The sequence below is a fragment of the Pseudomonas allii genome (assembly GCF_055380095.1).
This window is the reverse complement of record NZ_AP039450.1, coordinates 3,436,086-3,461,972: the sequence shown is the minus strand read 5'-3', so window position 1 is coordinate 3,461,972 and position 25,887 is coordinate 3,436,086. Positions and strand designations below refer to the sequence as shown.

Below are 25,887 nucleotides of genomic sequence, written 5' to 3'. Positions count from 1 at the left end.
CTGATTCACCACGACAGGTATCCGACTTATGACCGCGGCTGAAAACAACCATGTGAACTGGCTGGTGGAGCAATCGATGCTGCACGCGGCCCGCCAGCGCGCCAAGCTCTATTCGGGCCAGGGCCGGTTGTGGCAGCAGCCTTACGCACAGACCCGGCCCCGGGACGCTTCGGCGTTGTCGTCGGTATGGTTCACCGCGTACCCGGCTTCAATCGTGACCCGCGAAGGCGGTACGGTGTTGGAGGCGTTGGGGGATGAGGCGCTGTGGCATGCCTTGTCGAAGATCGGCATCCAGGGCATCCATAACGGCCCGCTGAAAAAATCCGGCGGTTTGAGCGGTATTCAGCACACGCCGACCATCGACGGTAATTTCGACCGCATCAGTTTCGAGATCGACCCGCAACTGGGCACCGAGGCGCAGTTGCAGGCGTTGACGCGCATGGCGGCGGCGCACAATGCGGTGATCATCGACGATGTGATCCCGTCCCACACCGGCAAGGGTGCGGACTTCCGCCTGGCCGAGATGGCGTACGAGGACTACCCCGGCCTGTACCACATGGTGGAAATCCGCGAAGAAGACTGGCCGTTGCTACCCGACGTCGCCGAGGGCCGCGATGCGCAGAACCTCAGCCCGGCGCAGGTCGATGCATTGCGTGACAAGCACTACATCGTCGGCCAGCTGCAGCGGGTGATCTTCTTCGAGCCCGGCGTCAAGGAAACCGACTGGAGCGCCACCGACGTGGTGCTGGGCGTGGATGGCAAGCTGCGTCGCTGGGTTTACCTGCATTACTTCAAGGAAGGCCAACCGTCGTTGAACTGGCTGGACCCGAGTTTCGCCGCGCAGCAGATGATCATTGGTGATGCATTGCACGCCATCGACGTGATGGGCGCGAAGATCCTGCGCCTGGACGCCAACGGTTTCCTCGGCGTGGAGCGCAAGCTGGACGGCACGGCCTGGTCCGAGAGCCATCCGCTGTCGATCACCGGCAACCAGTTGCTGGGTGGGGCGATTCGCAAGGCCGGCGGTTTCAGTTTCCAGGAGCTGAACCTCACCGTGGATGACATCGCGTCCATGTCCCATGGCGGTGCCGACCTGTCCTATGACTTCATCACCCGTCCCGCTTACCAGCACGCGTTGTTGATGGGTGACGCCGAGTTCCTGCGCCTGATGCTGCGCGAAATGCACCGCCAGGGGATCGACCCCGGCTCACTGATCCATGCGCTGCAGAACCACGATGAACTGACCCTGGAACTGGTGCACTTCTGGACCCTGCATGCCCATGACACTTTCCTGTACCAGGGCCAGACCTTTCCCGGGAACATCCTGCGCGAGCACATTCGCGAACAGATGTACGAGCGCCTGGCCGGCGAACAGGCACCGTACAACCTCAAGTTCGTCACCAACGGCGTGTCCTGCACCACCGTCAGCATCATCACGGCGGCGCTGGGGATCCGAGACCTGGACGCCATCACCCAAACGGATATCCAGCAGATACGCCAGATCCATTTGCTGTTGGTGATGTACAACGCCATGCAGCCGGGGGTGTTTGCCTTGTCGGGCTGGGACCTGGTGGGTGCGCTGCCGCTGGCGGCGGAAGAGGTCGGGCACTTGATGCAGGACGGCGATACGCGCTGGATTCATCGCGGTGCTTATGACCTGGTGGATTTGAACCCGGATGCCGAATTGTCCGCCGGCCAGATGCCGCGCTCGAAAAGCTTGTATGGCAGCCTCAACAGCCAGTTGCAGGACCCCGAGTCGTTTGCTTCGCAACTGCAAAAAATCCTCGCGGTACGCCGTGCCTATGACATTGCCGCCAGCCGCCAGATCCAGGTGCCGGAGGTGGAAAACCCAGGGTTGTTGGTGATGGTCCACGAATTGCCCGCTGGCAAAGGCATTCAAATCACCGCGCTGAACTTCGGTGCCACGCCCATCACCGAAACCCTGCATTTGCCGGATATTGGCGCGGGGCTGGTGGTGGACATCATCAATGAGCGGGTTGAGGGTGACTTGACGGCGGAAGGCGAGTTTACGATCACGCTGGATGCCTATGAGGGCCTGGCGCTGCGGGTGGTGAGCAACTCGCCCCTGTAATTGCGGGGGCGAGCTTGCAGCTGACTCAGTAGAGCTGCGGCACGATCAACTCCGGCGGCGTGGGGCTGCGGGAATAATCTTCCTGCCGCACACGCTGTGGCAACTCGATTACCGGCAATTGCACTTCTTCATAGGGCATCTGCCCGAGCAAATGGTGGATGCAGTTGAGCCGGGCTTTCTTCTTGTCATCGGCTTGCACCACCCACCATGGCGCTTCGGCGATGTGGGTGCGTTCGAGCATGATTTCCTTGGCCTTGGTGTAGGCTTCCCAGCGTCGGCGGGATTCCAGGTCCATAGGGCTGAGTTTCCACTGCTTGAGCGGGTCGTGAATACGGCTGAGAAAGCGCAGGTGCTGTTCCTGGTCGGAGATGGAAAACCAGTACTTGATCAACTGGATACCAGAGCGGGCCAGCATTCTTTCGAACTCCGGCACGCTGCGGAAGAACTCTTCGTACTGGTCGGCGTTGCAAAACCCCATGACCTGCTCGACGCCGGCGCGGTTGTACCAACTGCGGTCGAACAGCACGATTTCACCGGCGGCTGGCAGGTGCGAGACGTAGCGCTGGAAGTACCACTGGGTCTGTTCGCGGTCGTTCGGCGCGGGCAGGGCGGCCACCCGGCAGACCCTGGGGTTCAGGCGTTGCGTAATGCGCTTTATCACACCGCCTTTGCCGGCGGCATCCCGCCCTTCGAACAGGATCACCACCTTGTGGCCGGTCTTGACCACCCAGCTCTGCAACTTCACCAGCTCGCCTTGCAGGCGGAACAGCTCGCTGAAGTAAATCCTGCGTGCGGTTTTTTCGGCGCTTTCACCCACATGTTCGTCAAACAGCGCATTGAGGTCGTGCCCGTCTTCGGACAGCTCCAGTTCCAGCTCTTCGTCACTGTGATCCAGCAGTTCACGGTGGATGCGTTGCATCAAGGCGTCTTCGATCGAGGACATGGACGGAACTCGCGTGGTGGGGGATGGCAAAGTCTTAGTCTCAATTTGTTACGAACCAATGACGTCAAAATGCCTGATTGCGGTGGGAGAGGGGGACAACCAGGCGTTTTGCCACTCCACGTTCATAAAACCGTAACAAGATTGTTGCAGAGTTCCCCAGCCCGTAATTCACAAGGATTTTCCTGAATGAAACGTCTGATGAAGTCTGCTGCACTCGCCGTTGCGGTTTCTCTCAGTGCCACCTCGGTGTTTGCTGCCGAGAGCATCCGTCTGACCGGTTCCGGTGCGAGCTTCCCCGCGCCGATCTACCTCACTTGGTTCAAGGATTTCAGCAAGAAAACCGAGGGCGTCACCGTTGACTACCAGTCCAAGGGTAGCGGTGCGGGTGTACAGGACTTCCTGAACAAAACCGTCGATTTCGCCGCCAGCGACTCGGCTATGAAAGACGAAGACATCGCCAAGGTGGCCGAAGGCGTGCAACTGCTGCCGATGACCGCTGGTGAAATCGTGTTGGCCTTCAACCTGCCGGGCAACCCTAAAGAGCTCAAGTTGCCGCGCGACGTGTACTCCAACATCTTCCTGGGCAAGATCACCAAGTGGAACGATCCGAAGATCGCCGCCGCCAACCCAGGCCTGAAACTGCCAGAGCTGCCGATCACCGTGGTGGTGCGTGCAGACTCCAGCGGCACCACAGCGGTATTCACCAAGCACCTGTCGGCGATCAACCCTGAGTTCCAGAAAGACCTGGGCGAAGGCAACACCGTCAACTGGCCTGCCAGCGACAAGTTCATCAAATCGCCAAAGAACGACGGCGTGACCGCCACCGTGCGCCAGACCCCAGGCGCCATCGGTTACATCGAGTACGGTTTCGCCAAACTGGCCAAGGTTGATTTTGCCCAGCTGCAGAACAAGGCAGGCAAGTACGTGGTACCAAACGCCGAAAGCGGTGCCGAAGCCCTGGCTGCGGTGAAGATGCCGGAAAGCCTGGTGGCCTGGCTGCCGGATCCGGATGGCGCCAAGTCCTACCCGATCACCTCCTACACCTGGATGATCTTCCGCAAGGACAACGGCAACCCGGCCAAGGCCAAGGCCATGCGTGAAATGGTCGAGTACAGCCTGACCGAAGGCCAGAAAATCGCCGACTCGATGGGCTACATCCCGCTGCCTAAATCGGTAGTCGACCAGGTTCGCAAAGCTTCCGCCAACATCCAGTAAGGCTCGCCACGCCACTCCCGGCATGGGCTGTCAGCCATGTCGGGAGCGATCCCCCCTTGTTCCGGAATCAACCAATGAACAAACCCTTTGTCGTACCGGTCAACCCGGATTCTGCGTGCCAGCCACCCTCTACCAAGGATTTCCTGGTTGACCGCACCTTCCGTGCGCTTGCACGCATCGGCGTGGTGTTGGTGCTGGCGCTGGTCTTCGCGCTGGTCTTCGAGGTAGGGCGCAAGGCACTTCCCGGCATGGAAAAGCACGGTTTCGATGTGCTGTTCGGCAGTGTCTGGGACGTTAACCAAGGCAAGTACGGCATTTTGCCAGCTATTTGGGGCACGCTTTACAGCGCCCTCATCGCGTTGCTGATCGCAGGTTTCTTCGGCGTCAGCATGGCGATTTTTCTCACCCAGGATTTCCTGCCGGCAAAACTGGCGGCGGTGTTTCGCACCATTGTCGAATTGCTCGCCGCCATCCCCAGCGTGGTCTACGGCCTGTGGGGCATCTACGTGGTGATCCCGGCCATCCGCCCGCTCACCGCGTGGTTGAACAGCGAACTGGGCTGGATTCCTTTTTTCGGCACGTCCCTCAGCGGGCCAGGCCTGTTACCTGCTGCTCTGGTGCTGGCGATCATGATCCTGCCGACCATCGCTGCCGTTTCCCAGGACGCCCTCACGGGTGTACCGATGAAAACCAAGCAAGCCGCCTACGGCATGGGCACCACCCACTGGGAAGCGATTCTCAAGGTGATGGTGCCGTCCGCTGCGACCGGCATCTTCGGTTCCCTGGTGCTCGGCCTGGGCCGCGCCCTGGGTGAAACCATGGCCCTGGCCATGCTGGTCGGTAACGCCAACAACATCTCGCTGTCGCTGTTTGCCCCGGCCAATACCCTGGCGGCCCTGTTGGCGCTGAACTTCCCCGAAGCCGGCCCCAACGAGATCGAAGTGTTGATGTACGCCGCCCTGGTGCTGATGTTCATCACGCTGCTGGTGAACATCATTGGTTCGATGATCATGGTCTACGCCCAGCGGGGGACTAAATAATGACTGACCTTTCTACGCCTATGACCGCCATGCCGAGCCTGCAGCGCCGGTTCGAAGGCCGTGCCCTGCGCAGCCTGGTGCTGACCACCCTGGTGTGGTTCGGCGCACTGCTGGCCAGCGTGCCGCTGATTTCCGTGCTCTACATGCTGATCACCCGTGGCGGTGCGCGCCTGAGCCTGGAAGTGTTCACCGAACTGCCGCCTACCGGTTTCGAGACCGGCGGCGGTTTTGGTAATGCCATGGCCGGTACCTTCGTGATGGTCGGTATTGCCGCCGCCATCGCGGTGCCGGTCGGCATCCTGGCGGCGATTTTCCTGGCGGAATTGGGGCCGGACAGCAAGCTGGCAAACGCTTCGCGCTTTGCCGCCAAGATGCTTACCGGCCTGCCATCGATCCTGGCGGGTGTGTTCGCCTACGCCCTGGTGGTCATGACCACCGGCACGTACTCGGCACCGGCAGGCGGCGTGGCGTTGGCCGTGCTGATGCTGCCGATCGTGGTGCTGACGGCGGAAGAGTCGATGAAGATGGTGCCCAAGATCATGAAGGACGCCGCCTACGGCATGGGCTGCACCCGCTCGCAGGTGATCTGGAAAATTGTCTTGCCCACCGGCATGCCCGCGATCCTCACGGGCGTCATGCTCGCCGTGGCCCGCGCCGCCGGCGAAACCGCGCCGCTGTTGTTCACCGCGCTGTTCAGTAACTACTGGATCTACCACGACGGCAGCCTGGCGGTGATGAATCCAACCGCGTCCCTCGCCGTGCTGATCTACAACTTCTCCGGCATGCCGTTCGACAACCAGCTGGAGCTCGCCTGGGCGGCTTCGTTGGTGCTGGTGATGATCGTGCTGGTCGTGAATATCGTGAGCCGTATTTTCGGCAAGCCCAAGTATTAAGAACGGGAGCATCTGAATTTTGAACATGTCAACTGCGCAAGTAGCCGCTCCGTTTATCACCCAGTCGCCTGTGGTCATGGACTGCAAGCTGGACAAGATTTTCTACGGCAATTTCATGGCGGTGCGTGACAGCCATGTGCCGATCGAGAAAAACAAGATCACCGGCTTCATCGGCCCGTCCGGCTGCGGCAAATCCACCGTGCTGCGAAGCCTCAATCGCATGAATGACCTGGTGAAGGGCTTCCGTTTCGAAGGCCATGTGCACTTCCTCGGCCAGGACGTGTACGGCAAAGGCGTTGACCCGGTAGTCGTGCGCCGTTACATCGGCATGGTGTTCCAGCAGCCGAACCCGTTCTCCATGAGTATTTTCGACAACGTGGCCTTTGGCCTGCGCCTGAACCGCTACAAAGGCGACCTCGGCGACCGCGTCAAGCACGCCCTGCAAGGCGCTGCGTTGTGGGATGAGGTCAAGGACAAGCTCAAGGTCAGCGGCCTGTCGCTGTCCGGCGGTCAGCAGCAACGCCTGTGCATCGCCCGCGCCATCGCCACCGAGCCGGAAGTGCTGCTGCTGGACGAACCCTGCTCGGCACTCGACCCGATTGCCACGCGCCGGGTGGAAGAGCTGATGGTCGAGTTGAAGAAGGACTACACCATCGCCCTAGTCACCCACAACATGCAGCAGGCGATCCGTGTGGCCGATACCACCGCGTTTTTCTCGGTGGACATCTCCCAGGGCACCCGTACCGGGTACCTGGTGGAAATGGGCGCGACCACGCAGATCTTCGAAAACCCGCGCGAACAAATGACCGGGGACTACATCAGCGGCAAGTTCAGCTGACCCGCCATTCATCGTTTTTCAGGATTGCCAATGACTGCAACACGTCGCCTTGATTTGCTCGCCATCGAACGCGCCCTGCGTGAGGTCCAGAGCCGTTTTGCCCAGCTCAGCCGGGACTTTACCGAGCCACGCGACCCGCTGACGGACGAAGTGCTGCAGAATGTGCTTGAAGGCTACGCCCTGATTGACGACTATGTGGCGCGCGGTGTCGATCTGTTCGACCTTCAGCAGCTGAACCTGATGCTGGAGATCAACGCCACCGTGCTGTGCGGCACGGACCCGGTACGCAGGCGTGAATACGCCCAGCACCTGGCGGCCACCGAAGTGCATTTTTTCAATAATGTCGAAGGTGGCATCAAGGATTTGTACAACTGGTACTGCAAGCACCACAGCGAGTCGGTGTGGAAGCGCGCAGCCGGGGTGTATGTGCGGGTCCTCAGCAAGCCGCAGTTGTTCATTGAAGGCAACCACCGCAGTGGCTCGCTGATCGTCAGCTACCTGTTGATGCGCGAGGGGTTGGCCCCATTTGTACTGACGCTGGACAACGCCGAGGGCTACTTCAACCCGTCCTCGGTCATACGCAACTCCGCCAAGCATGGCGTAATGGCCTTGTACGAATTGCCCAAGATCAAGAAAAAATATGCCGCGTTCCTGGAAGATAAGGCCCCTGATCCAATGGAGTTTTTCCTGAGCGACACACCTGTGCCTGTGTATCAGGGAAATCAATGATGGGAAGGTACCCAGTGCTCGACACAATCAAGCGGGTGTTCAAGCGTCAACGCATCCGTATCTCGTTCGATATCGATGACACGCTGGCCTGTCAGCTGCACCACAGCGCGACCGAACACAGCCGCTTGCCGGCGTGTGTGCACCGTTGGCTGGGTGAGCCGCTGCGCAGTGGCACCCGCAAGCTGACCCGCGAGCTGCGCCGCCAGGGCTGCAGCGTGTGGGTCTACACGTCATCGGGCCGCACGCCGTCCTACATCCGTCGTTGGTTGCTGCTGTATGGCATCCATGTGGATGGCGTGGTCAACAGCGTGCGACACAACCAGGCTCTCACCGAGCGTGGGCTGACGAGCACACCGTCGAAATTCCCGCCGGCCTTCGACATCGACTTGCACGTCGATGATTCCGAGGGCGTGCAGCTTGAAGGCGTCGACCATGGTTTTCGCGTGGTGGTCGTCGACCCGGAAGACGAGCAGTGGGCGCAACGCGTGCTGGATGCGGTTGCGCAGGTCCAGGCGCAGCTTGCCCGGCAGCAACCGCAGCGGCACAAGGTGCCGGTGCGGGCTTATCCGGGGTTGACGCTCAACGGATAAAACCACTCGACGGTTGAAATAAAAGGGAGCGGCTGAGTGATCAGTCGCTCCCTTTTTCTTACTGGGCGCTCAACGCCCCAAGAAACTCGGTATGGCGCAACACCTTCGAAAACATCGGCAGCGTGAAGTGTTCGGCGGCCTTTTGTTGTTCGTCGGTGAAGGTGGCGGTGCAGTCGCTCAAGGTCACCACGTTGTAACCCTTCTCATACCCTGATCGCACCGTGCCTTCAACGCAGCAGTTGGTCAGAAAGCCTGCCACCACCAGGTTCTGGACACCATTGTTGCGCAGCACCAGGTCCAGGCCCGTGGTGGCAAAACCATCCAGCCCGCGCTTGCCCTCCACGAGAATATCGCCGGGTTCACGGGGAATCGACTCGCTGGTCTCTGCCCCCCAACTGCCGGTACGAAACGCACTGCCGTCGGCTACACCTTTGAGAATCCCATAGTCGCGCAACGCCAGCTCCGGATAGCCTTCGGCGAACTGGATGGGCAGGTGAATGATTTTCACGCCCAGTGTGCGCGCCTGTTGTACGGTGGTGGCGGTGTTGGCCAGCATGTCGGACTGATGCATCACGTCTTTGACCGCGTCATGGAACACACCACCCGGGGTGGTGAAGTCGTTCTGGAATTCGATCAGGACAAGGGCGGTGGTATTGGGATTCATCTCGGGTCTCCGATAGGGGGGATCACTGCGGGTATTCAGCTACCAGCCGCTGGGGAACCAGAGGCGGGCGAGCCTGACGTCTCGGATCACGCACATCGCCTTAGCATAGTCGGCTTCAACATCAATGGGCAGCGACCCGCAGGCTCGTCAGGAAAGGCTGATGGTTCAGTAGGAATACAAGGCCGCCAGTGTTAGATTCTTCGGCTTCTCACCCCACAAGGACAGTGCAATGACCCGCTATTTCAAACATCCGGACAGTGACCAGGTTGAAGAGGTCGACGCCTTTCAGGTCCTGGCCGTACTGTTTCTCGGCCCTCTCTACCTGCTCTTCGCGGGCCTTTGGCGCCACTTGCTGATCTGGGGGGCCGCCCTCGGACTGGGCCTCTTGGCAGGCCCGCCCTGGGCGGCGATACCGATTGCAGTATTGCCCATCATCTACTGTTTCCTGATACGTAAAATCGTGGCAGGTGAGTATCTGAAGAAGGGCTGGGTCGAGGTGCCCGATCCAGCGCTGGCGCTCAAGAAGCCAGCGCCAGACGCTGCGTCTGTTACAGAATAGTTACGTCAAAGTCGCCTTCGCCGGCTTTTTGAAGGATGACGTCCGGACATACCTGGCCAGTTTCCACAGGCCACTACCCAATGCGGCCAGGGCAACGGCTACGAGCAAGTTGGCCACCCCTTCGCCAATCTGCTCGGGCGTCACAAATCGGGAAAGCATCTTCACCGACGCAGTGACGATCAGGTAGACGGTCAACATCCAAAACACGACCGCAGTCGCTTAGACCGGTATCGACAGGGTTGTGTGTAGCCAGGTAGGGGACTTGTGCATCAGCGATGACTTCCTTGTTGGGCTGAAGGGTCAGAGAGTCGTGGCAATGGCCTGGGCCAACTGCATGTCAGACATTAGGGGGGCAGTGTAGTTTGAACGGTAGTAGCGCGATGCCTGTTCAAACTGCGCCCCACGGATCTCTCCCCCTGAGCCGATATACGCAAGTGCATCGCTTTTGGAGGATTTGAACAGGTCAGGAATAGCGGAGGTTAACGCCAGGGCGCCGGAGGTCAGCACAAAGGGAGCGACCGACGTGAGCATCAGCGCGGCCTGAAACGGGTTGTTGTTCTCGGCGGCCACGGCTGAGTTGCCGAGCAGTGCGAGGATGGTGATTGCGAATACCTTACGTGACTCCATTCTGCGAGATGTCCATTCCGTTGGGGGTGTCACGATACCAGAGCCGGCGGGTTGTCAAGCAACAGGTCTGTTGGGCTGGCTTCCAAAAGCTTATCTAGATCACTGATCTAACAAGCTTTTTCATCGGTTCGGTTATGCAATAAAGCTGCCTTGCGACCTTGCATCGAAGCGACGGGGTCTATATATTCCCAACCCTGCAACACGCGCTGCCGCCCGAATGGCGAAACTGGTAGACGCATGGGACTTAAAATCCCCCGCTCGTAAGGGCGTCCCGGTTCGATTCCGGGTTCGGGCACCATAGATATCAAGGGCTTGCTGGGGAAACCTGACGCAGGCCCTTATTTTTTAAGAAAAAAAGCCCCGAATCATCCGGGGCTTTTTAGCATGTGCGGCTTATACAAACGGCTGACCACTAAACCCCCGTGGCAAACGCTGCAACCCTGGCAAGTCAGTAAGCCGTTGCGTCCACGTGCTGCGCCAGTCGACGGCGCTGTGGCTCTTGGCCTTGCGATTGGCACGGCGGGCAGCGTTGCGCTGGGTGCGGCGCGCTTCCTTGTAGGCGTCGGTATTGCGACAGGTACGGCATTTGACCCGGTTCAGCTCGGTGCTGGAAGGCAGGTTGTTGCCGTGGTGGCCACAGGCCAAATGGCCGGCGACCTTGAAGTGAATGACCATGTAAGCGTCTCCTTCTTGGGGTACGCACATCGGTAGACCCACGATGCACGCGGGGAGGGCGGGGCAATAAAAATCCCGATACCTAGGGTTACGACCCCTCCGGCGTGTCAGCGTTCGGTTTTGTTTTCGGCCTGTTCAAGGCTGAGGTCGGACGCTAACCTGCCATCCACCCCTTCAATAAGAAAGGAAGCGATGATGAGCGTCGAGACCCTGCCGCAAGAGGGCAGTTGCCGTTGTGAACGTGTGCGTTTCAGCGTGAGCGCCGCCCCGGTGATCACCATGGCCTGCCACTGCACCGGTTGCCAGAAGATGTCCTCCAGCGCGTTCTCCTTGAGCGCGTTGATTCCCGCCAGCGGTTTTACAGTCACTCAGGGCTGCCCGGTAATCGGCGGCCTGCAGGGCGTGGACCGGCATTACTTTTGCCCGCACTGCATGAGCTGGCTGTTCACCCGTCCCCATGGCATCGATGAGTTCGTCAACGTGCGTGCGACGTTGCTGGATAACGCCGGCGATTACGTACCTTTCATGGAAACCTGGACCCGCGAAAAATTGCCCTGGGTGTCCACGCCCGCCGTTGAAAGCTTTGCGCAATTGCCCGAACCTCAGGAATTTCCGCGCGTGCTGCAGGCGTACGCCGAGTTCAGTCGATCAGCGCCAGCAAATCCGTAGTGCCCACATCCAGCCCCACCTGGCTCAGCAGCGTGGTGGCCTGGCCGCGATGATGGGTCTGGTGGTTGAAGAAGTGCACCAGCAGGCTGAAGAAGGGTTTGTCGGCTGTCACGCCGCGCATGTTGCTGTAGTGCAGGCGCTGATCCAGGTCGGGCTCGCGCACGGTGTGAGCCCAGTCGATGATCAGTTGGTCCAGCCAGGCGCGGCGAGTGCTCAACTCGCGGATATCGGAAAATGCCAACTGCCTCAGGTCGAGCGGTGCGGCAATCGCCTCCAGCGGCGCCAGCGCTGTGTAGCCGGCGGGGTGCAGGGCAAAGCGCTTGAGCCACACGGTGTCGCCCAGCGCCACATGGTTCAGCGTGCCGAGGATCGAGCCGAAAAACGCCTGGCGATCCATCGACAACTCCGCGTCCGACAACGTGTAGGCCGCGTCGTAGAGCTTGCGGTTCATCCACTGGTTGTAGTGGGCCATCAATGCGATGTGTTCAATCCGGTTCACGTGAATGCTCTCTCGAAGGCGCGATGACAGGATGATAAGCCGTGCCCGCCCGGCGGTCATGGTGCTCCGGCAAGGTCGGGCTATGGTTGTTAGACGCCAACACTGCGCCCTGGGAGGGTAGCACCATGAACACCAGCGACTTACTGGAACAACTCTTGCGCGCCGGGCAAGGTGGCAGTGCTTCTTCGGGCGGTGGCCTCGGTGGGCTATTGGGCGGTTTATTGAAAGGCACCCGCACCGGCAATGCTTCAACCGGTGGCGGCTTGGGTGACCTATTGGGTGGCCTTGGCGGCATGCTGGGCGGTGCGACGGGCGCTCGTCCTGCCCAAGGGCGCTCCGGCGGGATGAACTACGCGGCACTGGCCTCCCTGGGCATGGCCGCATTCCAGGCCTATCAAGCCTGGCAACGCCAGCAGGCCAACGCACCGCAGCAAGCCTTCCAGACGGTGGACCAGCTTGACGGCCCCGCCGCCGAAGCCCACAGCCACGCCGTATTGCGTGCCTTGATCGCGGCGGCCAAGGCAGACGGGCGCATCGATGAGCAAGAGCAGCAGTTGATCTCCAATGAGCTGGGCCGGCACACCGACGACCCGCAACTGCAAGAGTGGCTCGACGCCGAAGTGGCCAAGCCGCTGGATGCCGCAGATTTCGCCGAGTTTGCCAGCGACCCGGCCGTGGCGGCCGAGGTGTACCTGGCCAGTGTGATGCTGGTGGACGATCAGCAGGACGCCGAACGCAATTACCTGGACGACCTGGCAGGGCAGTTGCAAATCGACCCGCAATTGCAACTGCACCTGGAACAACAAGCCAAGGCCTAGAAACGCAGCGTGGCGCCGGTGGTCAACCACTGCGCCCGATCACCGATCAGGCTGCGGCCGACCACCAGGTCCACGTCGACGAATTCGCCCAAATGCAACCGGGGCCCGGCCTGCCAGGCCTGGTCGCCGCCTTCCTGGCCGTAGCGTTCGGCGATCAGCGTCAGCAACGGCGCCACCTGGTATTCAAAACCGGTGCCCCAGGTCAGGCGGTGTTTCTGGTCACCATCGTTGTAGGCATGGGACCAGCCGGCATTCAGGTTCAGCCGCAGGGGTGTCAGCGGTTGCCAGGTCAACGGAATATTGAAGTCCGCGCCATCAAACCCGTGATGACGATCCAGGGCAAAGTGCGCGCCGGCGGACAGGGCCAGTTCCAGGCCCAGATCCTCCCGCGACCACAGCTGGGCCTTGAGCTGCGGGTTCACCTGGGTTTCGCCCTTGTCTGTGCTGGTTGCACGCGACAGGGCCGCGCCCCATTGCACCGAAGGCAGCGAGGCGAAGGTGCAGGCTGGTGACAGCGTTTGCGTATGCGTACTGCTGTCGTGGCGGTTGGCGGTGTACCAGGCATCGACGTTGCATTCGCCTGGCGCGTTGATCGCGCCGTCGTCGACCACATAGGAACCGCCAGCCGCGTGGGCTTTTGACAGCAAGGCAATCGTCAACAGGATGCCCAGGGTCAGGCCGATGAAGATCAAATTGCGCTGCAACGCGCGGCGTTTGGCCGGTGGCAGCAGCAGTAACGTGTGGCGTGCACCGCGGTAGTGACGCGCACGGTATTTGGCAAACCCGTCCTGACGGGCTGGGGTGTGTTTTTTGTGCATGATGCACCTCGCATGAATTCAGCTTTCTACGGTCAGTACCGAAATGCCGCTGGCTTTGGCCTGGCACACCAGCTCGCTGGTGTCGTCGCCGCCGGGCAGGGCGATGACCACATCGGGGCGGCTGTCGGTCAGCATGAAATGGTTGCGCTGGCGTTCCGCCTGTTTGCCGTGGCGTTGCCAGTTGGGCGGGTAGCGCACCACATCGATGCCCAGTTCCCGTGCCCATTCCTCGACGTCACTGCCGAGGAATTGATTGCCGCCGTGGATCAATACCTGCACCGGGCGCAGGCGGTGGTAAGCGTCCAGCACCTGGCGGGACATTTTGGTGTCGGCGTAATGACGACCTGCACAGATCAAGACGCGCATAGGGTGTTTCCTTGTAGTGCACGGTGGCGGCCGGGCGACCGCCACCGTTTAAACGGCGGGAGAGATCAGTACCACTGCTTGAAGCGGCGGATGTAGATCGTCTTCATCAGTTGGGCCACGCAGCAGTAGCTGAGCAAGGTGCCCACCAGCCATGGGAAGTAGGCCATCGGCAGCGGTTGCAGCCCCACCAGGGTGCCCAGTGGCGAGAACGGTACGTAGATCCCCAGTACGATCACCACGCAGGTCATCATCAACACCGGCCACGCGGCGGTGCTCTGGAAGAACGGAATCTTGCGGGTGCGCAACATGTGCACCACCAGGGTTTGCGAGAGCAGGCCCTCGATAAACCAGCCGGACTGGAACAGGGTCTGCATCTCGACGCTGTTGGCGGCGAACACGTACCACATCAGCGCAAACGTGGTGATGTCGAAGATCGACGAGGTCGGCCCGATCCAGATCATGAAGCGGCCGATGTTCTTCGCATCCCATTTGCGCGGCTTGGCCAGGTATTCCTTGTCCATCTTGTCCCACGGCAGCGCCAGCTGGGAGATGTCGTACATCAGGTTCTGCAGCAGCAGGTGGATCGACAGCATCGGCAGGAATGGAATGAACGCACTGGCCACCAGCACCGAGAACACGTTGCCGAAGTTGGAGCTGGCGGTCATGTTCAGGTACTTAATGATGTTGCCGAAGGTCTCGCGGCCCTTGAGCACGCCTTCCTCCAGCACCATCAGGCTTTTTTCCAGCAGGATGATATCGGCCGATTCCTTGGCGATATCGGTGGCGGTGTCGACCGAGATCCCCACGTCGGCATCACGCAGCGCCGGTGCATCGTTGATCCCGTCACCGAGGAAACCCACGGTGTGGCCGTTGGCTTGCAGTGCCTTGAGCACCCGGGATTTTTGCAGCGGTGTCAGCTTGGCAAATACCGTGCGTTCTTCCACGCGGCGCAGCAGCGTCGCGTCGTCCATCGCTTCGATTTCGGCGCCCAGCAGCGGCTGGCCTGGATCGAGGCCGACCTGGCGGCAGATCTTGCTGGTGACCACGGCGTTGTCGCCGGTGAGCACTTTGATCGCCACGCCAATCTGTTGCAGCGCGGCAATCGCTGGGCCGGCAGTTTCCTTCGGTGGATCGAGGAAGGTCAGGAAGCCCTGGATCACCAGGTTGCGCTCATCGGCCGTGGTGTATTGCTGACGCGCCAGGGATTTAGGGATGTGACGGGTCGCCACCACCAGCACGCGGAAACCGTCTTCGTTGTAGTCGTTGGCAATCGCCAGCAACTCCTCGCGGCGACGCTCATCCAGTGGCACCGCAGCGCCGGCTTCCATCACATGGGTGGAGATGCCCAGCATCTCTTCCACGGCGCCTTTGCACACCAGCAGTTGATCGTCGGCGGCATCCTTGACCACGATCGACAGGCGACGGCGGACGAAGTCGAACGGCAACTCATCGACCTTGCTGTAGGCAAACGGCACCTGGAACTTCGGATTACGTTCCGAGAACTCCACCACGGCCTGGTCCATCAGGTTTTTCATGCCGCTCTGGTGATGGCTGTTGAGCCAGGCCAGGGACAGCACCGCATCATCACGTTGGCCGAAGGCGTTGACGTGGTGTTCGAGGATGATTTTGTCCTGGGTCAGCGTGCCGGTCTTGTCGGTGCACAGTACGTCCATCGAGCCGAAGTTCTGGATCGCGTTGAGGCGCTTGACCACCACTTTGCGCTTGGCCATGGCCGTGGCGCCCTTGGCCAGGTTGGCGCTGACGATCATCGGTAGCATTTCCGGGGTGAGGCCAACGGCAACCGCCAGGGCAAACAGGAACGCATCGCCCCAGTCACCCTTGGAGAAACCATTGAGCAGGAACACGATCGGCACCATCACCAGCATGAAGCGGATCAGCAACCAGCTGACGCTGTTCACGCCCCGGTCGAACGCGGTTTGCACCCGCGAGCCGACAATCGCCTTGGCCAGCGAGCCAAAGTAGGTGCGTGCCCCGGTGGCCACGACGACGGCCTGCGCACGCCCGCTGACGACGTTGGTGCCCATGAAGCAGATATTGGGCAGGTCCAGCAGGTTGCCCTGGTCGGCGGCCATGGAACTGGCGGATTTCTGCGTGACATCGCCGAGGGTGTCGTACTTTTCGACCGGCAAGGCTTCGCCCGTCAATACCGCCTGGCTGATGAACAGGTCACGGGACTCGATCAGGCGGATATCGGCCGGGATCATGTCGCCGGCCGACAGCTGCACGATATCGCCGGCCACCAGCTCGCGCATCGGCACTTCGCGCAGGGTCGGTTGCGAACCCACTTGCTCACGGCGCAGCACGGTGGCCGTGGTGCGAACCATGGCCTTGAGGGCTTCGGCGGATTTGGCCGAGCGGTGTTCCTGCCAGAAGCGCAGCAGGCTGCTGAGCAATACCATGGTCATGATGATGATGACTTTGGTCGGGTCGGCGTCTTCGCCTTCCTGCATCGGCAGCCAGCAGTCAGTGAAGAAGCTGATGCCGCCCAGGGTCAGCAGTACATAGATGAACGGGTTGTTCAGTGCCTGTAGGAACTGCACGATGGCGTGAGGCGGCTTGTCATGGGCGACTTCGTTGTAGCCTTCGCGTTGCAGGCGCGCCTGGGCGTCCAGCTCGGTGAGGCCGTCCTTGGTGGCGCGGACGTTGGCCAAGGTGGCCGACAGTCCGTTCTGGGCTTCGCGGGCGGCACGCATCGACAGTTTGGCGTCGGTGTGGCTGCTGCTCTTTTTGTTCAATGGGGCGTTTTTTACGGCGCTCATGGTGTGTGCTCCTGTCGCCAATTTTTCGACAAAACATACCCGTTACCGGCCTGATGACAGGCGAGCGAAAGCATGCCGAGTCGCTAACTTCGCGATCGGTTTAAATAAGGTGTTCATATAACTTCTACAGCGCCCGCTAACAGCGCGTTAATTAACTAACGCGCAGCGGGCTACTACTGGATGTGTTCATAAAGAACTCCAGAACAATAATCAGGAAGTTGCTGTTTCCAGCCGGGTCAGGCGGCGCGAGCGCTCACATACAGACCGAGCATCAAGCTGGCCTGGGCCAGGCTGGAAACCTTGGGTCTCTGTGGGTCTTGAGGGTCGGCGTGATCCCAGTGCTGGACCAGTTGGCCACTGTCAGGGCAGATACGCCAATGCGCCAGCGGGTAGGCCGGGCGCACTTGGGGGGAGGGTGCAGCAAAGGCGGAGCGGGTAGGCGAAAAGCCTACAGGCTCACGGCACAGCTTGGCGCGCAGGGCGGCCGCGAGTGTGCGTACATCGGGCAAAGCAAGGGTTAGCAAGGTCATAACACACCTCGGGACCGGACGGGCGACCGGCGAGGCAGTTACGGTGGAGCATCAAGCTCTAGCGCAGCTTACCGGACCGGGGAGGCGAGTCCTGTCATGTTCTGGGTTTGGCGCCCGATGCCCGCCAAGGCGGTGCTCGGACAGCGACTAGATACTGTGTCCATTGGCTTCTTTTGTGAGGTTTAAAAAAGGCCCCAGTTGCAGGCACGGGCAATCTACTCAGGGCGATGCAGGATGTCAACGCTTAATGTATTAATTCATTACAAGTTCAGAGTTTGTTCAGATAGAAGGCCTGTTTCCGTTCTGCTTCGGCTTTATCGTTACTTGCACTAAGTCAGCGTTGTGAGCAGGGAGCTAATTGTTTTGACGATGGAGATGAACGGGCTTGCCTGCATCCTCCTGGGGGGGATACGATCAGGCTTCGTCGAAGGAGCCTCTCAATGAGCGAACACGCCCACCAAACCCATGAAGCCATCGTCAAACGCCTCAAGCGTGCCGAAGGTCATTTGCGCAGCATCACCCGCATGATCGAGGCGCAGCGCCCGTGTGTGGATATCGCCCAGCAACTGCACGCGGTGGAGAAGGCGGTCTGCCAGGCCAAACGCACGCTGATCCAGGACCATATCGACCATTGCCTCGAAGGCAACGTGACGCTGAATGGCCAGGCTTCGCTGGCTGAGCTCAAGCAACTGACCAAATACCTATAGGCAGCACGCCAGGGGGCGCTCATGTTCGATGTACTTGGCAACAAAACCTACCGTCGCCTGTTCTTCGCCCAGGTGATGGCCCTGCTCGGCACCGGCTTGACCACCGTCGCCCTGGGGCTGCTGGCGTTCGAGCTGGCAGGTGATCAGGCCGGCAACGTGTTGGGGACCGCGTTGGCGATCAAGATGCTGGCCTACATCGGGGTTGCGCCGGTGGCGGCCGCCTTTGCCGAGCGCTTGCCGCGCAGGGCGATGCTGGTGGGCCTGGACCTGACACGCGCGCTGGTCGCACTGGCGTTGCCCTTCGTCACCGAGGTGTGGCAGGTCTATCTACTGATTTTTGTGCTGCAGTCGGCGTCGGCGGCGTTCACGCCGACGTTCCAGGCGACCATCCCCGACATCCTCCCCGACGAGGCGCAGTACACCAAGGCACTGTCCCTGGCGCGTCTGGCCTACGACCTGGAAAGTGTGGCCAGCCCGATCCTGGCGGCGCTGCTGTTGAGCGTCATCAGCTTCCACAGCCTGTTCGCCGGGACCTCGATGGGTTTTTTGGTTTCGGCCTTGCTGGTGTCGTCGGTGTTTTTACCGCAAGCCCAGGTGACGCTGCGGCGCGGTATCTATGACCGCACCACCCGTGGCCTGCGGATATTCCTGGCAACGCCGCGCCTGCGCGGTCTGCTGGCACTGAACCTGGCGGGGGCGGCTGCCAGTGCGATGGTCATCGTCAACAGCGTGGTGCTGGTGCAAGCCGGGTTTGCCTTGCCGCAACGCTTCACGGCGTTTGCGCTGGCCGCGTTCGGCGCCGGTTCGATGATGGCGGCGCTGGTGTTGCCGAGGTTGCTGGCGCGTCTCAGCGACCGTGTGGCCATGCTGTCGGGCGGTGGGCTGCTGATCCTGGGGCTCAGTGCAGGCGTGTATCTATCGGATTACCGGCAATTGCTGGTGCTGTGGTGGGTGCTGGGGCTGGGCTATTCCCTGGCGCAAACCCCGGGCGGGCGCTTGCTGCGCCGCTCCGCCCATGCCGAGGACCGGCCGGCGCTGTTTGCCGCGCAATTTGCGTTGTCGCACATCTGCTGGCTGGTGACGTACCCGCTGGCCGGCTGGCTCGGTGCCAACTTCGGCATGTCGCAGACGTTTGCCAGCCTGGCCTTTGTGGCCACCCTGGCATTGATCGCGTGCGCCAGCCTGTGGCGACCGGAGCATGAGCAAGCGGTGGTGCTGCATGAGCACCCTGACCTGCCAGCCGGCCACCCGCACCTGGTCCACCCGGCAGCCGGTGTGCACAGACACGTGTATGTGATTGACGACCTGCACCGCCGCTGGCCGACCTGATCAGAGGCCTTGCCAGGCCAGCAGCGCCAGGTAGATCAGCACCAGTCCACAGGCGGCATAACTGATGCGCTGCCAAGTGGGCGAGGCGTTCTGACGCAACAGGTTCACCAGAGCGGCAATCAGAAAGCATGACAAGATCGACGCGAGCATGAACCCGGCAAAGAACATCAGCGTCTGCCCGTGGCTGGGCGTGGTGCCGACAATCCCCGACAGCGCACTGCCCAGTGCGCCCCAGTAGACGATGTTCTTCGGGTTGGCCAGGGAAATTGCGGCGCCTACCGCCAGGGCATTTTGCCGGGTGCTGGCGGGCGCGCTGTCCGGTTGTGGCAGGTGCCAGGCATCGACCAGGCTGCGTACGCCCAGCCAGGCCAGGTACAACGCACACACCACCGTCAACGGTACACGCACCGCGTCATGCTGGATCAGCAGGGCGATCCCGGTCAGGCCGATCACTGCCCACACGGCATCGCCCACCAGTGAGCCGAACTGCACCAGCAGGGCTGGTGTAAAGCCATGCAGCAAGCCACGGCGCAGGGTCTCCGCGAGCACGGCGCCGGGGGAGAGGCAAAACACAAAACCGAATATCAGTGCATAAAAAAAGATCGTCAGCATGCCCGCATTTCCTTCAAGTGAGGCGGGGCAGTGTGAGGATGTGCAGGCGCGGTGTCTTGGACCAGATTGCGCTGTTCAGCGTTTTACGGTGCTTTGGTAGTGGCCAGGGGTGATGCCGTAGGCCGCCCGGAAATGCCGGTTCAGGTGGCTCTGGTCGGCGAAGCCTAGGTCGTGGGCCGCCTCGCCAGCGGAAACGCCCTTGCGCAACAGGCCTTTGGCGCGACGGGTACGCAACTGCATGGCCCACTCCCGGGGCGTCAGCCCAGTTTCTTTCTGAAAGGCACGCAGCAGGTGGAATTTGGACAGCCCCAGTTCGCCGCCCAGGTGGTCAAGCGTCAGGGGTTGATGCAGGTGTTCGGCGAGTAAGGCCTGGGCGCGGCTGATCAGGGGTTTACCGGGGCTGGCGCTGCCGGGCAGGCGTACGCCGCTGATGTTCACCACTTCACCCAACAGCAGCACCAAGGCGTCTTCATTCACCTCGCGAATCAGCACGTCACCGCTCATCGCACCTTTGATCGCGGCGGCCAGTCGCAAGGCAAGCTCGGGCTGGACGCACAACGCGCGGTCAAACTCCAGGTGCGCCAGCCCCAGGTCCGCCGCCAATTGATCCGCCGTGGCGTACAGGCTCACAAAGTGCCAGGGCGCACCATCGGCCGCACCGCCGCCTTGAATCTGACCGGGGTTGTACAGGGTGATGGAGCCTGGGCCGGCGTGGAACTCGCGACGATCCAGCCAGACCTTTTCCTCGCCTGCCAGGTTCACGCCGATCACACATTCATCATGGCTGTGGCGGGCAAAGGTCAGGCCGGTGCAGGTAGTGCTGCTGACTTCATAGTTGCCCAGCCAGGCGTGTTGCACGGCACTCATCGATTTCACTCAGTCGGGGACAGGCACCAGCATACGCTGGCAGGGGTGGTCAAATCGACCGTTGATTGACCCGGCGCGACAGGTCATCGGCGCTTTCCTTGCGCTCCGAGTAACGGTCCACCAGGTCGGGACGGTCGCGCAGCAACAGGGTAAAACGCACCAGTTCCTCCATCACATCGACGACCCGATCGTAAAGCGCCGAGGGCTTCATGCGGTCCTGCTCATCGAACTCCATGAAGGCCTTGGGCACTGAGGACTGGTTGGGGATGGTGAACATGCGCATCCAGCGTCCCAGCACCCGCAGCTGGTTGACGGTGTTGAAGGACTGGGAGCCGCCGGACACTTGCATCACCGCCAGGGTCTTGCCCTGGGTCGGACGCACCGCGCCCAGGGTCAAGGGCACCCAGTCCAGTTGCGCCTTGAACACCGCCGACATCGAGCCATGCCGCTCGGGCGAGCACCACACCTGGCCTTCGGACCACTGCATCAGTTCCAACAGTTCTTGGACTTTGGGATGATCGCTGGGGGCGTCATCGGGCAACGGCAGCCCACTGGGATTGAAGATGCGGGTGTGTGCGCCGAAGTGCTGCAACAGGCGCGCGGCTTCTTCCACCAGCAGGCGGCTGAACGAGCGTTCGCGGGTCGAGCCGTAGAGCAGCAGAATGCGCGGCGGCTGGTCCGGGCTGGCAGGTTTTGAGTCGACCAGGGACAGGTCCAGGTTGGGCAGGGTGGTCATAGGGCCTCCGATTACAACTGCGCAATGCGCGCGAGTTCCGCCTTGAGGTCGGCAGGGCTGAGTTCGTCGAAGGGCAGGACGAAAAACGCCCGGCAACGCGTGGCGATGGTCTTCAGCGTGGCGTCGAAGGCGGCCTGCACACTGGCGTCGTCACCCTCGACGTCCGACGGGTCTTCCAACCCCCAGTGCGCCTTCACCGCCGGCCCGAAGTACACCGGGCAGGCTTCGCCGGCCGCCTTGTCGCACACGGTAATCACCACATCCGGCGGGCTGCCTTCGAAGGCGTCGTTGCCCTTGCTGTACAGCCCTTCGGTACTGATGCCCGCCGCCTGCAACGTGCTCAAGCTGCGTGGCAGCACCTGGCCCTTGGGAAAGCTGCCGGAGCTGATCGCTTCGAAGCCTTCCGGCGCCAGGTGGTTGAACAGGGCTTCGGACAAGATGCTGCGGCAGCTGTTGGCGGTACACATGAACAGGACTTTCATCGGGGTATCTCCGTTAGAAACTCAGGCGCAGGGCGAGGGCGGCGAGGGTGATCAACAGCACCGGCAGGGTCAGCACGATGCCGACCTTGAAGTAGTAGCCCCAGGTGATGCTGATGCCCTTGCGCGCCAGGATGTGCAGCCACAGCAAGGTGGCCAGGCTGCCGATAGGGGTGATCTTCGGGCCGAGGTCGCTGCCGATCACGTTGGCGTAGATCATCGCGTCCTTGACCACGCCCACGGCATGGCTGGACTCGATGGACAGCGCGCCGATCAACACGGTCGGCAGGTTGTTCATCGCCGACGACAGCAGTGCGGTCAGCACGCCAGTGCCCAGGGCCGCGCCCCACACGCCGTAAGTGGCGAACGTATCGAGCCAGGTGGCCAGGTAGGTGGTGAGGCCGGCGTTACGCAGGCCGTAGACCACCAGGTACATGCCCAGGGAAAAGACCACGATCTGCCACGGTGCTTCCTTCAGCACTTTGCGCGTGGAAATCGTGTGCCCCTTGGCGGCGATCACCAGCAACAGCAGGGCACAGGCGGCGGAAATCGCACTGATTGGAATGCCCAGCGGCTCCAGGGCGAAGCACCCCACCAACAGGATGCCCAGCACCCACCAGCCGGCGCGGAAGGTGGCGCGGTCGTGGACGGCGCTGGCAGGGTCTTCCAGGTCGGCCGGATCATAGGTTTGTGGAATATCACGGCGGAAGAACCACAGCAGCACCGCCAGGGTGGCCGCGACGCTGACGAAGTTCACCGGCACCATCACGGCGGCGTATTCGTTGAAACCGATCTTGAAGTAGTCGGCCGAGACGATGTTCACCAGGTTCGACACCACCAGCGGCAGGCTGGCGGTATCGGCGATAAACCCGGCGCCCATGACAAAGGCCAGGGTCGCCGCCGGGGAGAAGCGCAGGGCCAGCAGCATCGACATCACGATGGGCGTCAGGATCAGCGCCGCACCGTCGTTGGCAAACAACGCCGACACCAGCGCGCCGAGCAGAACCATATAAGCGAACAAGCGCCGGCCGCGTCCGCGCCCCCAGCGCGCCACATGCAAGGCGGTCCAGGCGAAAAAACCGGCCTCATCCAGCAACAGACTGATGATGATCAGCGCGACAAAAGTGCCGGTGGCATTCCAGATGATGTGCCACACCACCGGAATGTCAGCCAGGCTGATCACGCCGCAGGCCAGGGCCAGGATCGCGCCCAGGGTTGCGCTCCAGCCGACACCCAGGCCCTTGGGCTGCCAGATGACCAGGACAATGGTGAAGATAAAAATCGCAATGGCGACAAGCATTGATAAAAGCTCCGATGACTCAGCAGCAGCTGCTGGCCCGTTGTGGTCGGTCGCCCATTGCATCCAGACGCAATGCGTCGTTGTGCAACCAGGGCTGGTTGGCTTGCAGGGTGGTGTGCAGCACCTGCGTCACCCACTCGGGCAGCGCAGGATTGATGCGGTAGTAGATCCATTGACCTTGACGACGGTCCTGCAGCAACCCGCAACTGCGCAGTTGCGCCAGGTGCCGGGAGATTTTTGGCTGGCTGTCGTCCAAGGCATGGATCAGTTCGCACACGCAAAGTTCGCCTTCGCGCAGGATCAATAACGTCAGGCGTGCCCGGGTGGCATCGGCCAAGCATTTGAACAGGGTGGGCGGGGAGATGAGGTCCGACATGGTCAGGGCCCTTGTATATATGGTTATTCGAATATACGTATTTCCATATGTATCGGTCAAATCCTGTTTCAATTGACTTGGATCATATGTCTGGAAAATCACCACAAGTGTCTGAAATTAAAATGAAACACGAATGTCCTAAAGTGCCTGCCCATTGCTGATGAAGGAAGAACCCGCGTGACCCGTGCCACTCGCAACCTGCGCAAGACCCTGGATTCCGTCGCGGAAAATAACGAAACCGCGGCGTTCGACCTGATGCGCGCCGTCGAGAAACTCGGCGATGAAGTGCTGCGCCAGCGCCTGCTCAATACCATTCACCGACTTAACCAGGATGCCCACGAACTGCGCGAAGCGCGTGATTCGGTGGAGCAGGTGTCGGTCCGGCTCGCCTGAGCAAGATCGTTCAAGACAACGCCATGGTTGCGCTGGCATGCTTGTCGACTGTCTGTCGATGAGCCGTTTCCATGCCTACTGCCTTACCTCATTACGCCTTCGCTCGCGGCGCCATTGCCGTCATTCCCTTGTCCCTGGCCTGCGCGCCCTGGGGACTGTTGGCCGGTTCCATGGCCATCGATGCGCAATTCACTCCGTTGGAAGCCCAAGGCCTGTCTGCCATCGTATTCGCCGGTGCTGCACAACTGGTTGCCATCGGCATGGTCAAGAGCGGCGCCAGCCTGATTTCCATCGTGCTGACCACCTTGCTGCTGACCTCCCAGCATTTGCTGTATGGCATGCACTTGCGGCCGGTCCTTTCTCCCCTTAAAACTCGCTGGCGCATGAGCCTGGGCTTTCTGCTGACCGACGAATTCTTTGCGCTGGTCAGTCACTATGACCGCGAGACCTTCAACCGCTGGTATGCCCTGGGTGTCGGCCTGACGTTTTATATCGCCTGGAACCTGTTCACCCTTGCCGGCATCGTGCTTGGCAAAAACATTCCCGGCCTCGACCAACTGGGCCTGGAATTCTCCATTGCCGCCACCTTCATCGCGTTGATTACGCCGGTGGTGCGTGACATCCCTACGGTGGTCTGTGTGGCCGTGTCATTGCTGTTCTCAGTGTGGCTGAGCTTTCTGCATTGGGAGTCGGCGGTGGTGGTGTCCGGTCTGCTGGGCATGAGCGCAGGGTATGCCTGCAAGCGACTGGGAGTAGGGCAGCAATGATCTACATCATGATTGTGGCCATGGGCTTGGTGGTGTTTCTCAACCGTTACCTGTTTATCGAGCCGCGCCTGCCGGTACGCCTCAACCGTGGCGCGCGCGAGTTTTTGGGATTCGCGGTGCCGGGCATGCTCACGGCGATTTGCGGGCCCATCATTTTCCTGGCTGACCACCAGCTCAACCTGAGCCCGGCCAACCCTTATCTGCTGGCGGGTATCAGCGCCGTGGCATTGATGTTCTGGACGCGCAATGTGCTGATAACGGTGTTGCTGAGCATGGGGTTGTTCTATCTGTTCCGCTGGCTGCTCTGAGCACAACCGGGGGCGAAAAAAAGCCCGCGGGAGAGCGGGCCGAAGGGAGACTTCTAAAAATGAGCGTGATCACTATAGGTCGCGCCTTGCCCCTTTACAGTGAAACAAAGTTCATGCGGCCATCAGTCCGGCCTATGGCAATGGTACAGTCGCGTTTTTTTCCAACGGAGCAATGGCATGCACAAGGTGGTAATTGGCGCACTGGTACTGGCGGCCCTGGCCGGTTGCGCAGGTTCGAAGATGAAGGAGGCGCGCGCAGGCACGCCTTACAAGACCCTGGCTTCGGACAAGGCCACCCTGGTCGTTGCCGAATGTGTGCAATTCGGCTGGCAGGACGAAAGTGTGTTCGGCGTTGACGCCGGCGGCTTCAAGGAGCCAATCGGCGCGGGTGGCTTCACGGTGTACACCACCGCTGGCGATTACTTTGTCGATGTACAGAGCGCGGGCAGCGGTTCCACCATCAAGTACTACGCCATCGAAGACAACATGCCGGCCAAGCGTCGTTTGGCCGCACTGGCGACCTGCCTGTAATCCGTTGCCTTAGTCGATTTAGGAAATGCCTGGCACGACAGCCGCGAGGCATTCGCTTATGATTCACCCGCTCGTCCGACATGATGGCTCTTTACCAGTACACGGACGTCGAGGCCTAAACGTCGGGCGAGCTCCTT

The 25,887-nt window shown here is 61.0% G+C and carries 32 protein-coding genes and 1 tRNA gene; 17 read left to right on the top strand and 16 right to left on the bottom strand.

The window, feature by feature from the left end; genetic code table 11:
* Positions 1–28: 28 nt before the first annotated feature.
* On the top strand, positions 29–2,092 hold the full coding sequence (gene treS, locus ACZ445_RS15505) for a maltose alpha-D-glucosyltransferase (protein WP_464707219.1): 2,064 nt from the start codon (positions 29–31) through the stop codon (positions 2,090–2,092).
* Between the two features lie 25 nt (positions 2,093–2,117).
* Here the strand turns inward: treS and ppk2 are convergent, their stop codons facing one another.
* Positions 2,118–3,035 (bottom strand): polyphosphate kinase 2, encoded by a 918-nt coding sequence (gene ppk2 / locus ACZ445_RS15500; RefSeq protein WP_058427833.1) that lies wholly within the window; start codon positions 3,033–3,035, stop codon positions 2,118–2,120.
* Between the two features lie 186 nt (positions 3,036–3,221).
* On the opposite strand from ppk2, the gene pstS reads away from it, so the two are divergent.
* The 6 genes from pstS (at position 3,222) to ACZ445_RS15470 (ending at position 8,340) form a co-directional block, all read left to right on the top strand.
* Positions 3,222–4,250 (top strand): phosphate ABC transporter substrate-binding protein PstS, encoded by a 1,029-nt coding sequence (pstS, locus tag ACZ445_RS15495; RefSeq protein WP_058427834.1) that lies wholly within the window; start codon positions 3,222–3,224, stop codon positions 4,248–4,250.
* 74 nt (positions 4,251–4,324) lie between these two features.
* A complete protein-coding gene (gene pstC / locus ACZ445_RS15490; RefSeq protein WP_058427835.1) occupies positions 4,325–5,290 on the top strand; it encodes a phosphate ABC transporter permease subunit PstC in 966 nt (321 codons plus the stop codon).
* A complete protein-coding gene (gene pstA / locus ACZ445_RS15485; protein WP_058427836.1) occupies positions 5,290–6,183 on the top strand; it encodes a phosphate ABC transporter permease PstA in 894 nt (297 codons plus the stop codon). The genes pstC and pstA overlap by 1 nt, the downstream gene beginning before the upstream one ends.
* Positions 6,184–6,259: 76 nt before the next feature.
* The gene (pstB, locus tag ACZ445_RS15480) at positions 6,260–7,021 is read left to right on the top strand and encodes a phosphate ABC transporter ATP-binding protein PstB (RefSeq protein WP_217649954.1); all 762 of its coding nucleotides are present in this window, start codon (positions 6,260–6,262) and stop codon (positions 7,019–7,021) included.
* Positions 7,022–7,051: 30 nt separating this feature from the next.
* Positions 7,052–7,750, top strand: coding sequence for a hypothetical protein (locus ACZ445_RS15475; RefSeq protein WP_058427838.1), 699 nt, complete (start codon positions 7,052–7,054; stop codon positions 7,748–7,750).
* Positions 7,750–8,340 (top strand): hypothetical protein, encoded by a 591-nt coding sequence (locus tag ACZ445_RS15470; RefSeq protein ID WP_058427839.1) that lies wholly within the window; start codon positions 7,750–7,752, stop codon positions 8,338–8,340. Before ACZ445_RS15475 ends, ACZ445_RS15470 begins: the two co-directional genes overlap by 1 nt.
* A gap of 58 nt (positions 8,341–8,398) precedes the next feature.
* Here ACZ445_RS15470 and ACZ445_RS15465 read toward each other — a convergent pair whose 3' ends face one another.
* A complete protein-coding gene (locus tag ACZ445_RS15465; RefSeq protein WP_310863030.1) occupies positions 8,399–9,004 on the bottom strand; it encodes a cysteine hydrolase family protein in 606 nt (201 codons plus the stop codon).
* A 229-nt stretch (positions 9,005–9,233) separates the two neighbouring features.
* Between ACZ445_RS15465 and ACZ445_RS15460 the strand changes: the two genes are divergently transcribed.
* Entirely contained in the window at positions 9,234–9,563 is a 330-nt protein-coding gene (locus ACZ445_RS15460; protein WP_058427841.1) for a hypothetical protein, read from the top strand.
* On the opposite strand, the gene ACZ445_RS15455 is transcribed toward ACZ445_RS15460, so the two are convergent.
* Positions 9,564–9,761 (bottom strand): hypothetical protein, encoded by a 198-nt coding sequence (locus ACZ445_RS15455; RefSeq protein WP_179028767.1) that lies wholly within the window; start codon positions 9,759–9,761, stop codon positions 9,564–9,566. It abuts the gene before it with no gap.
* Between the two features lie 102 nt (positions 9,762–9,863).
* Positions 9,864–10,190: a DUF2388 domain-containing protein gene (locus tag ACZ445_RS15450; protein ID WP_058427843.1), complete on the bottom strand. Its 327-nt coding sequence runs from the start codon at positions 10,188–10,190 to the stop codon at positions 9,864–9,866.
* Between the two features lie 211 nt (positions 10,191–10,401).
* Here ACZ445_RS15450 and ACZ445_RS15445 point away from each other — a divergent pair.
* A tRNA-Leu gene (locus ACZ445_RS15445) sits at positions 10,402–10,488 on the top strand.
* 95 nt (positions 10,489–10,583) lie between these two features.
* On the opposite strand, the gene ACZ445_RS15440 is transcribed toward ACZ445_RS15445, so the two are convergent.
* On the bottom strand, positions 10,584–10,865 hold the full coding sequence (locus ACZ445_RS15440; protein WP_179028765.1) for a hypothetical protein: 282 nt from the start codon (positions 10,863–10,865) through the stop codon (positions 10,584–10,586).
* 195 nt (positions 10,866–11,060) lie between these two features.
* Between ACZ445_RS15440 and ACZ445_RS15435 the strand changes: the two genes are divergently transcribed.
* Positions 11,061–11,534 carry a GFA family protein gene (locus ACZ445_RS15435; protein ID WP_058427845.1) on the top strand — a complete coding sequence of 158 codons (474 nt, stop codon included), beginning with the start codon at positions 11,061–11,063 and terminating at the stop codon, positions 11,532–11,534.
* On the opposite strand, the gene ACZ445_RS15430 is transcribed toward ACZ445_RS15435, so the two are convergent.
* Complete coding sequence (locus tag ACZ445_RS15430) at positions 11,506–12,033, bottom strand: DinB family protein (protein ID WP_310863031.1); 528 nt, start codon at positions 12,031–12,033, stop codon at positions 11,506–11,508. The genes ACZ445_RS15435 and ACZ445_RS15430 overlap by 29 nt on opposite strands.
* 125 nt (positions 12,034–12,158) lie before the next feature.
* On the opposite strand from ACZ445_RS15430, the gene ACZ445_RS15425 reads away from it, so the two are divergent.
* Entirely contained in the window at positions 12,159–12,851 is a 693-nt protein-coding gene (locus ACZ445_RS15425) for a tellurite resistance TerB family protein (RefSeq protein WP_179028763.1), read from the top strand.
* Here ACZ445_RS15425 and ACZ445_RS15420 read toward each other — a convergent pair.
* The 4 genes from ACZ445_RS15420 to ACZ445_RS15405 form a co-directional block, all read right to left on the bottom strand.
* Positions 12,848–13,669, bottom strand: a complete 822-nt coding sequence (locus tag ACZ445_RS15420; RefSeq protein WP_464707218.1) for a hypothetical protein — start codon at positions 13,667–13,669, stop codon at positions 12,848–12,850. The genes ACZ445_RS15425 and ACZ445_RS15420 overlap by 4 nt on opposite strands.
* Positions 13,670–13,687: 18 nt before the next feature.
* Positions 13,688–14,035: a DUF2493 domain-containing protein gene (locus tag ACZ445_RS15415; protein ID WP_025999705.1), complete on the bottom strand. Its 348-nt coding sequence runs from the start codon at positions 14,033–14,035 to the stop codon at positions 13,688–13,690.
* A 65-nt stretch (positions 14,036–14,100) separates the two neighbouring features.
* Positions 14,101–16,815, bottom strand: a complete 2,715-nt coding sequence (gene mgtA / locus ACZ445_RS15410) for a magnesium-translocating P-type ATPase (RefSeq protein WP_464707217.1) — start codon at positions 16,813–16,815, stop codon at positions 14,101–14,103.
* A gap of 236 nt (positions 16,816–17,051) precedes the next feature.
* On the bottom strand, positions 17,052–17,345 hold the full coding sequence (locus ACZ445_RS15405) for a hypothetical protein (protein WP_071495534.1): 294 nt from the start codon (positions 17,343–17,345) through the stop codon (positions 17,052–17,054).
* Between the two features lie 440 nt (positions 17,346–17,785).
* On the opposite strand from ACZ445_RS15405, the gene ACZ445_RS15400 reads away from it, so the two are divergent.
* Positions 17,786–18,052 carry a metal-sensing transcriptional repressor gene (locus tag ACZ445_RS15400; protein WP_464707215.1) on the top strand — a complete coding sequence of 89 codons (267 nt, stop codon included), beginning with the start codon at positions 17,786–17,788 and terminating at the stop codon, positions 18,050–18,052.
* Positions 18,053–18,073: 21 nt separating this feature from the next.
* A complete protein-coding gene (locus ACZ445_RS15395; protein ID WP_464707214.1) occupies positions 18,074–19,381 on the top strand; it encodes an MFS transporter in 1,308 nt (435 codons plus the stop codon).
* Here ACZ445_RS15395 and ACZ445_RS15390 read toward each other — a convergent pair whose 3' ends face one another.
* The 6 genes from ACZ445_RS15390 to ACZ445_RS15365 form a co-directional block, all read right to left on the bottom strand.
* The gene (locus tag ACZ445_RS15390) at positions 19,382–19,993 is read right to left on the bottom strand and encodes a LysE family transporter (RefSeq protein ID WP_058427853.1); all 612 of its coding nucleotides are present in this window, start codon (positions 19,991–19,993) and stop codon (positions 19,382–19,384) included.
* A gap of 75 nt (positions 19,994–20,068) precedes the next feature.
* Complete coding sequence (locus ACZ445_RS15385) at positions 20,069–20,860, bottom strand: helix-turn-helix transcriptional regulator (protein WP_058427854.1); 792 nt, start codon at positions 20,858–20,860, stop codon at positions 20,069–20,071.
* 49 nt (positions 20,861–20,909) lie between these two features.
* The gene (gene arsH / locus ACZ445_RS15380; protein WP_058427855.1) at positions 20,910–21,596 is read right to left on the bottom strand and encodes an arsenical resistance protein ArsH; all 687 of its coding nucleotides are present in this window, start codon (positions 21,594–21,596) and stop codon (positions 20,910–20,912) included.
* Between the two features lie 11 nt (positions 21,597–21,607).
* On the bottom strand, positions 21,608–22,078 hold the full coding sequence (locus ACZ445_RS15375) for an arsenate reductase ArsC (protein WP_058427856.1): 471 nt from the start codon (positions 22,076–22,078) through the stop codon (positions 21,608–21,610).
* Positions 22,079–22,091: 13 nt separating this feature from the next.
* Positions 22,092–23,375: an arsenic transporter gene (locus ACZ445_RS15370; protein WP_464707212.1), complete on the bottom strand. Its 1,284-nt coding sequence runs from the start codon at positions 23,373–23,375 to the stop codon at positions 22,092–22,094.
* A 19-nt stretch (positions 23,376–23,394) separates the two neighbouring features.
* Complete coding sequence (locus ACZ445_RS15365) at positions 23,395–23,751, bottom strand: metalloregulator ArsR/SmtB family transcription factor (protein WP_058427858.1); 357 nt, start codon at positions 23,749–23,751, stop codon at positions 23,395–23,397.
* A gap of 177 nt (positions 23,752–23,928) precedes the next feature.
* Here ACZ445_RS15365 and ACZ445_RS15360 point away from each other — a divergent pair, with 177 nt between their 5' ends.
* From ACZ445_RS15360 to ACZ445_RS15345, 4 genes are all read left to right on the top strand, one after another.
* A complete protein-coding gene (locus ACZ445_RS15360; RefSeq protein ID WP_025856028.1) occupies positions 23,929–24,144 on the top strand; it encodes a hypothetical protein in 216 nt (71 codons plus the stop codon).
* Positions 24,145–24,215: 71 nt separating this feature from the next.
* On the top strand, positions 24,216–24,911 hold the full coding sequence (locus ACZ445_RS15355; protein WP_464707211.1) for an AzlC family ABC transporter permease: 696 nt from the start codon (positions 24,216–24,218) through the stop codon (positions 24,909–24,911).
* Positions 24,908–25,219, top strand: coding sequence for an AzlD domain-containing protein (locus ACZ445_RS15350; RefSeq protein WP_058427860.1), 312 nt, complete (start codon positions 24,908–24,910; stop codon positions 25,217–25,219). Before ACZ445_RS15355 ends, ACZ445_RS15350 begins: the two co-directional genes overlap by 4 nt.
* A gap of 177 nt (positions 25,220–25,396) precedes the next feature.
* On the top strand, positions 25,397–25,750 hold the full coding sequence (locus ACZ445_RS15345; RefSeq protein ID WP_058427861.1) for a hypothetical protein: 354 nt from the start codon (positions 25,397–25,399) through the stop codon (positions 25,748–25,750).
* Positions 25,751–25,887: the final 137 nt, after the last annotated feature.

Excerpts from the sequence above, each read along its gene's own strand:
- treS (WP_464707219.1), top strand. The coding sequence starts at position 29 with ATGACCGCGGCTGAAAACAACCATGTGAACTGGCTGGTGGAGCAATCG.
- ppk2 (WP_058427833.1), bottom strand. The coding sequence starts at position 3,035 with ATGTCCTCGATCGAAGACGCCTTGATGCAACGCATCCACCGTGAACTG.
- pstS (WP_058427834.1), top strand. The coding sequence starts at position 3,222 with ATGAAACGTCTGATGAAGTCTGCTGCACTCGCCGTTGCGGTTTCTCTC.
- pstC (WP_058427835.1), top strand. The coding sequence starts at position 4,325 with ATGAACAAACCCTTTGTCGTACCGGTCAACCCGGATTCTGCGTGCCAG.
- pstA (WP_058427836.1), top strand. The coding sequence starts at position 5,290 with ATGACTGACCTTTCTACGCCTATGACCGCCATGCCGAGCCTGCAGCGC.
- pstB (WP_217649954.1), top strand. The coding sequence starts at position 6,260 with ATGGACTGCAAGCTGGACAAGATTTTCTACGGCAATTTCATGGCGGTG.
- ACZ445_RS15475 (WP_058427838.1), top strand. The coding sequence starts at position 7,052 with ATGACTGCAACACGTCGCCTTGATTTGCTCGCCATCGAACGCGCCCTG.
- ACZ445_RS15470 (WP_058427839.1), top strand. The coding sequence starts at position 7,750 with ATGGGAAGGTACCCAGTGCTCGACACAATCAAGCGGGTGTTCAAGCGT.
- ACZ445_RS15465 (WP_310863030.1), bottom strand. The coding sequence starts at position 9,004 with ATGAATCCCAATACCACCGCCCTTGTCCTGATCGAATTCCAGAACGAC.
- ACZ445_RS15460 (WP_058427841.1), top strand. The coding sequence starts at position 9,234 with ATGACCCGCTATTTCAAACATCCGGACAGTGACCAGGTTGAAGAGGTC.
- ACZ445_RS15455 (WP_179028767.1), bottom strand. The coding sequence starts at position 9,761 with ATGTTGACCGTCTACCTGATCGTCACTGCGTCGGTGAAGATGCTTTCC.
- ACZ445_RS15450 (WP_058427843.1), bottom strand. The coding sequence starts at position 10,190 with ATGGAGTCACGTAAGGTATTCGCAATCACCATCCTCGCACTGCTCGGC.
- ACZ445_RS15440 (WP_179028765.1), bottom strand. The coding sequence starts at position 10,865 with ATGGTCATTCACTTCAAGGTCGCCGGCCATTTGGCCTGTGGCCACCAC.
- ACZ445_RS15435 (WP_058427845.1), top strand. The coding sequence starts at position 11,061 with ATGAGCGTCGAGACCCTGCCGCAAGAGGGCAGTTGCCGTTGTGAACGT.
- ACZ445_RS15425 (WP_179028763.1), top strand. The coding sequence starts at position 12,159 with ATGAACACCAGCGACTTACTGGAACAACTCTTGCGCGCCGGGCAAGGT.
- ACZ445_RS15420 (WP_464707218.1), bottom strand. The coding sequence starts at position 13,669 with ATGCACAAAAAACACACCCCAGCCCGTCAGGACGGGTTTGCCAAATAC.
- ACZ445_RS15415 (WP_025999705.1), bottom strand. The coding sequence starts at position 14,035 with ATGCGCGTCTTGATCTGTGCAGGTCGTCATTACGCCGACACCAAAATG.
- mgtA (WP_464707217.1), bottom strand. The coding sequence starts at position 16,815 with ATGAGCGCCGTAAAAAACGCCCCATTGAACAAAAAGAGCAGCAGCCAC.
- ACZ445_RS15405 (WP_071495534.1), bottom strand. The coding sequence starts at position 17,345 with ATGACCTTGCTAACCCTTGCTTTGCCCGATGTACGCACACTCGCGGCC.
- ACZ445_RS15400 (WP_464707215.1), top strand. The coding sequence starts at position 17,786 with ATGAGCGAACACGCCCACCAAACCCATGAAGCCATCGTCAAACGCCTC.
- ACZ445_RS15395 (WP_464707214.1), top strand. The coding sequence starts at position 18,074 with ATGTTCGATGTACTTGGCAACAAAACCTACCGTCGCCTGTTCTTCGCC.
- ACZ445_RS15390 (WP_058427853.1), bottom strand. The coding sequence starts at position 19,993 with ATGCTGACGATCTTTTTTTATGCACTGATATTCGGTTTTGTGTTTTGC.
- ACZ445_RS15385 (WP_058427854.1), bottom strand. The coding sequence starts at position 20,860 with ATGAGTGCCGTGCAACACGCCTGGCTGGGCAACTATGAAGTCAGCAGC.
- arsH (WP_058427855.1), bottom strand. The coding sequence starts at position 21,596 with ATGACCACCCTGCCCAACCTGGACCTGTCCCTGGTCGACTCAAAACCT.
- ACZ445_RS15375 (WP_058427856.1), bottom strand. The coding sequence starts at position 22,078 with ATGAAAGTCCTGTTCATGTGTACCGCCAACAGCTGCCGCAGCATCTTG.
- ACZ445_RS15370 (WP_464707212.1), bottom strand. The coding sequence starts at position 23,375 with ATGCTTGTCGCCATTGCGATTTTTATCTTCACCATTGTCCTGGTCATC.
- ACZ445_RS15365 (WP_058427858.1), bottom strand. The coding sequence starts at position 23,751 with ATGTCGGACCTCATCTCCCCGCCCACCCTGTTCAAATGCTTGGCCGAT.
- ACZ445_RS15355 (WP_464707211.1), top strand. The coding sequence starts at position 24,216 with ATGCCTACTGCCTTACCTCATTACGCCTTCGCTCGCGGCGCCATTGCC.
- ACZ445_RS15350 (WP_058427860.1), top strand. The coding sequence starts at position 24,908 with ATGATCTACATCATGATTGTGGCCATGGGCTTGGTGGTGTTTCTCAAC.
- ACZ445_RS15345 (WP_058427861.1), top strand. The coding sequence starts at position 25,397 with ATGCACAAGGTGGTAATTGGCGCACTGGTACTGGCGGCCCTGGCCGGT.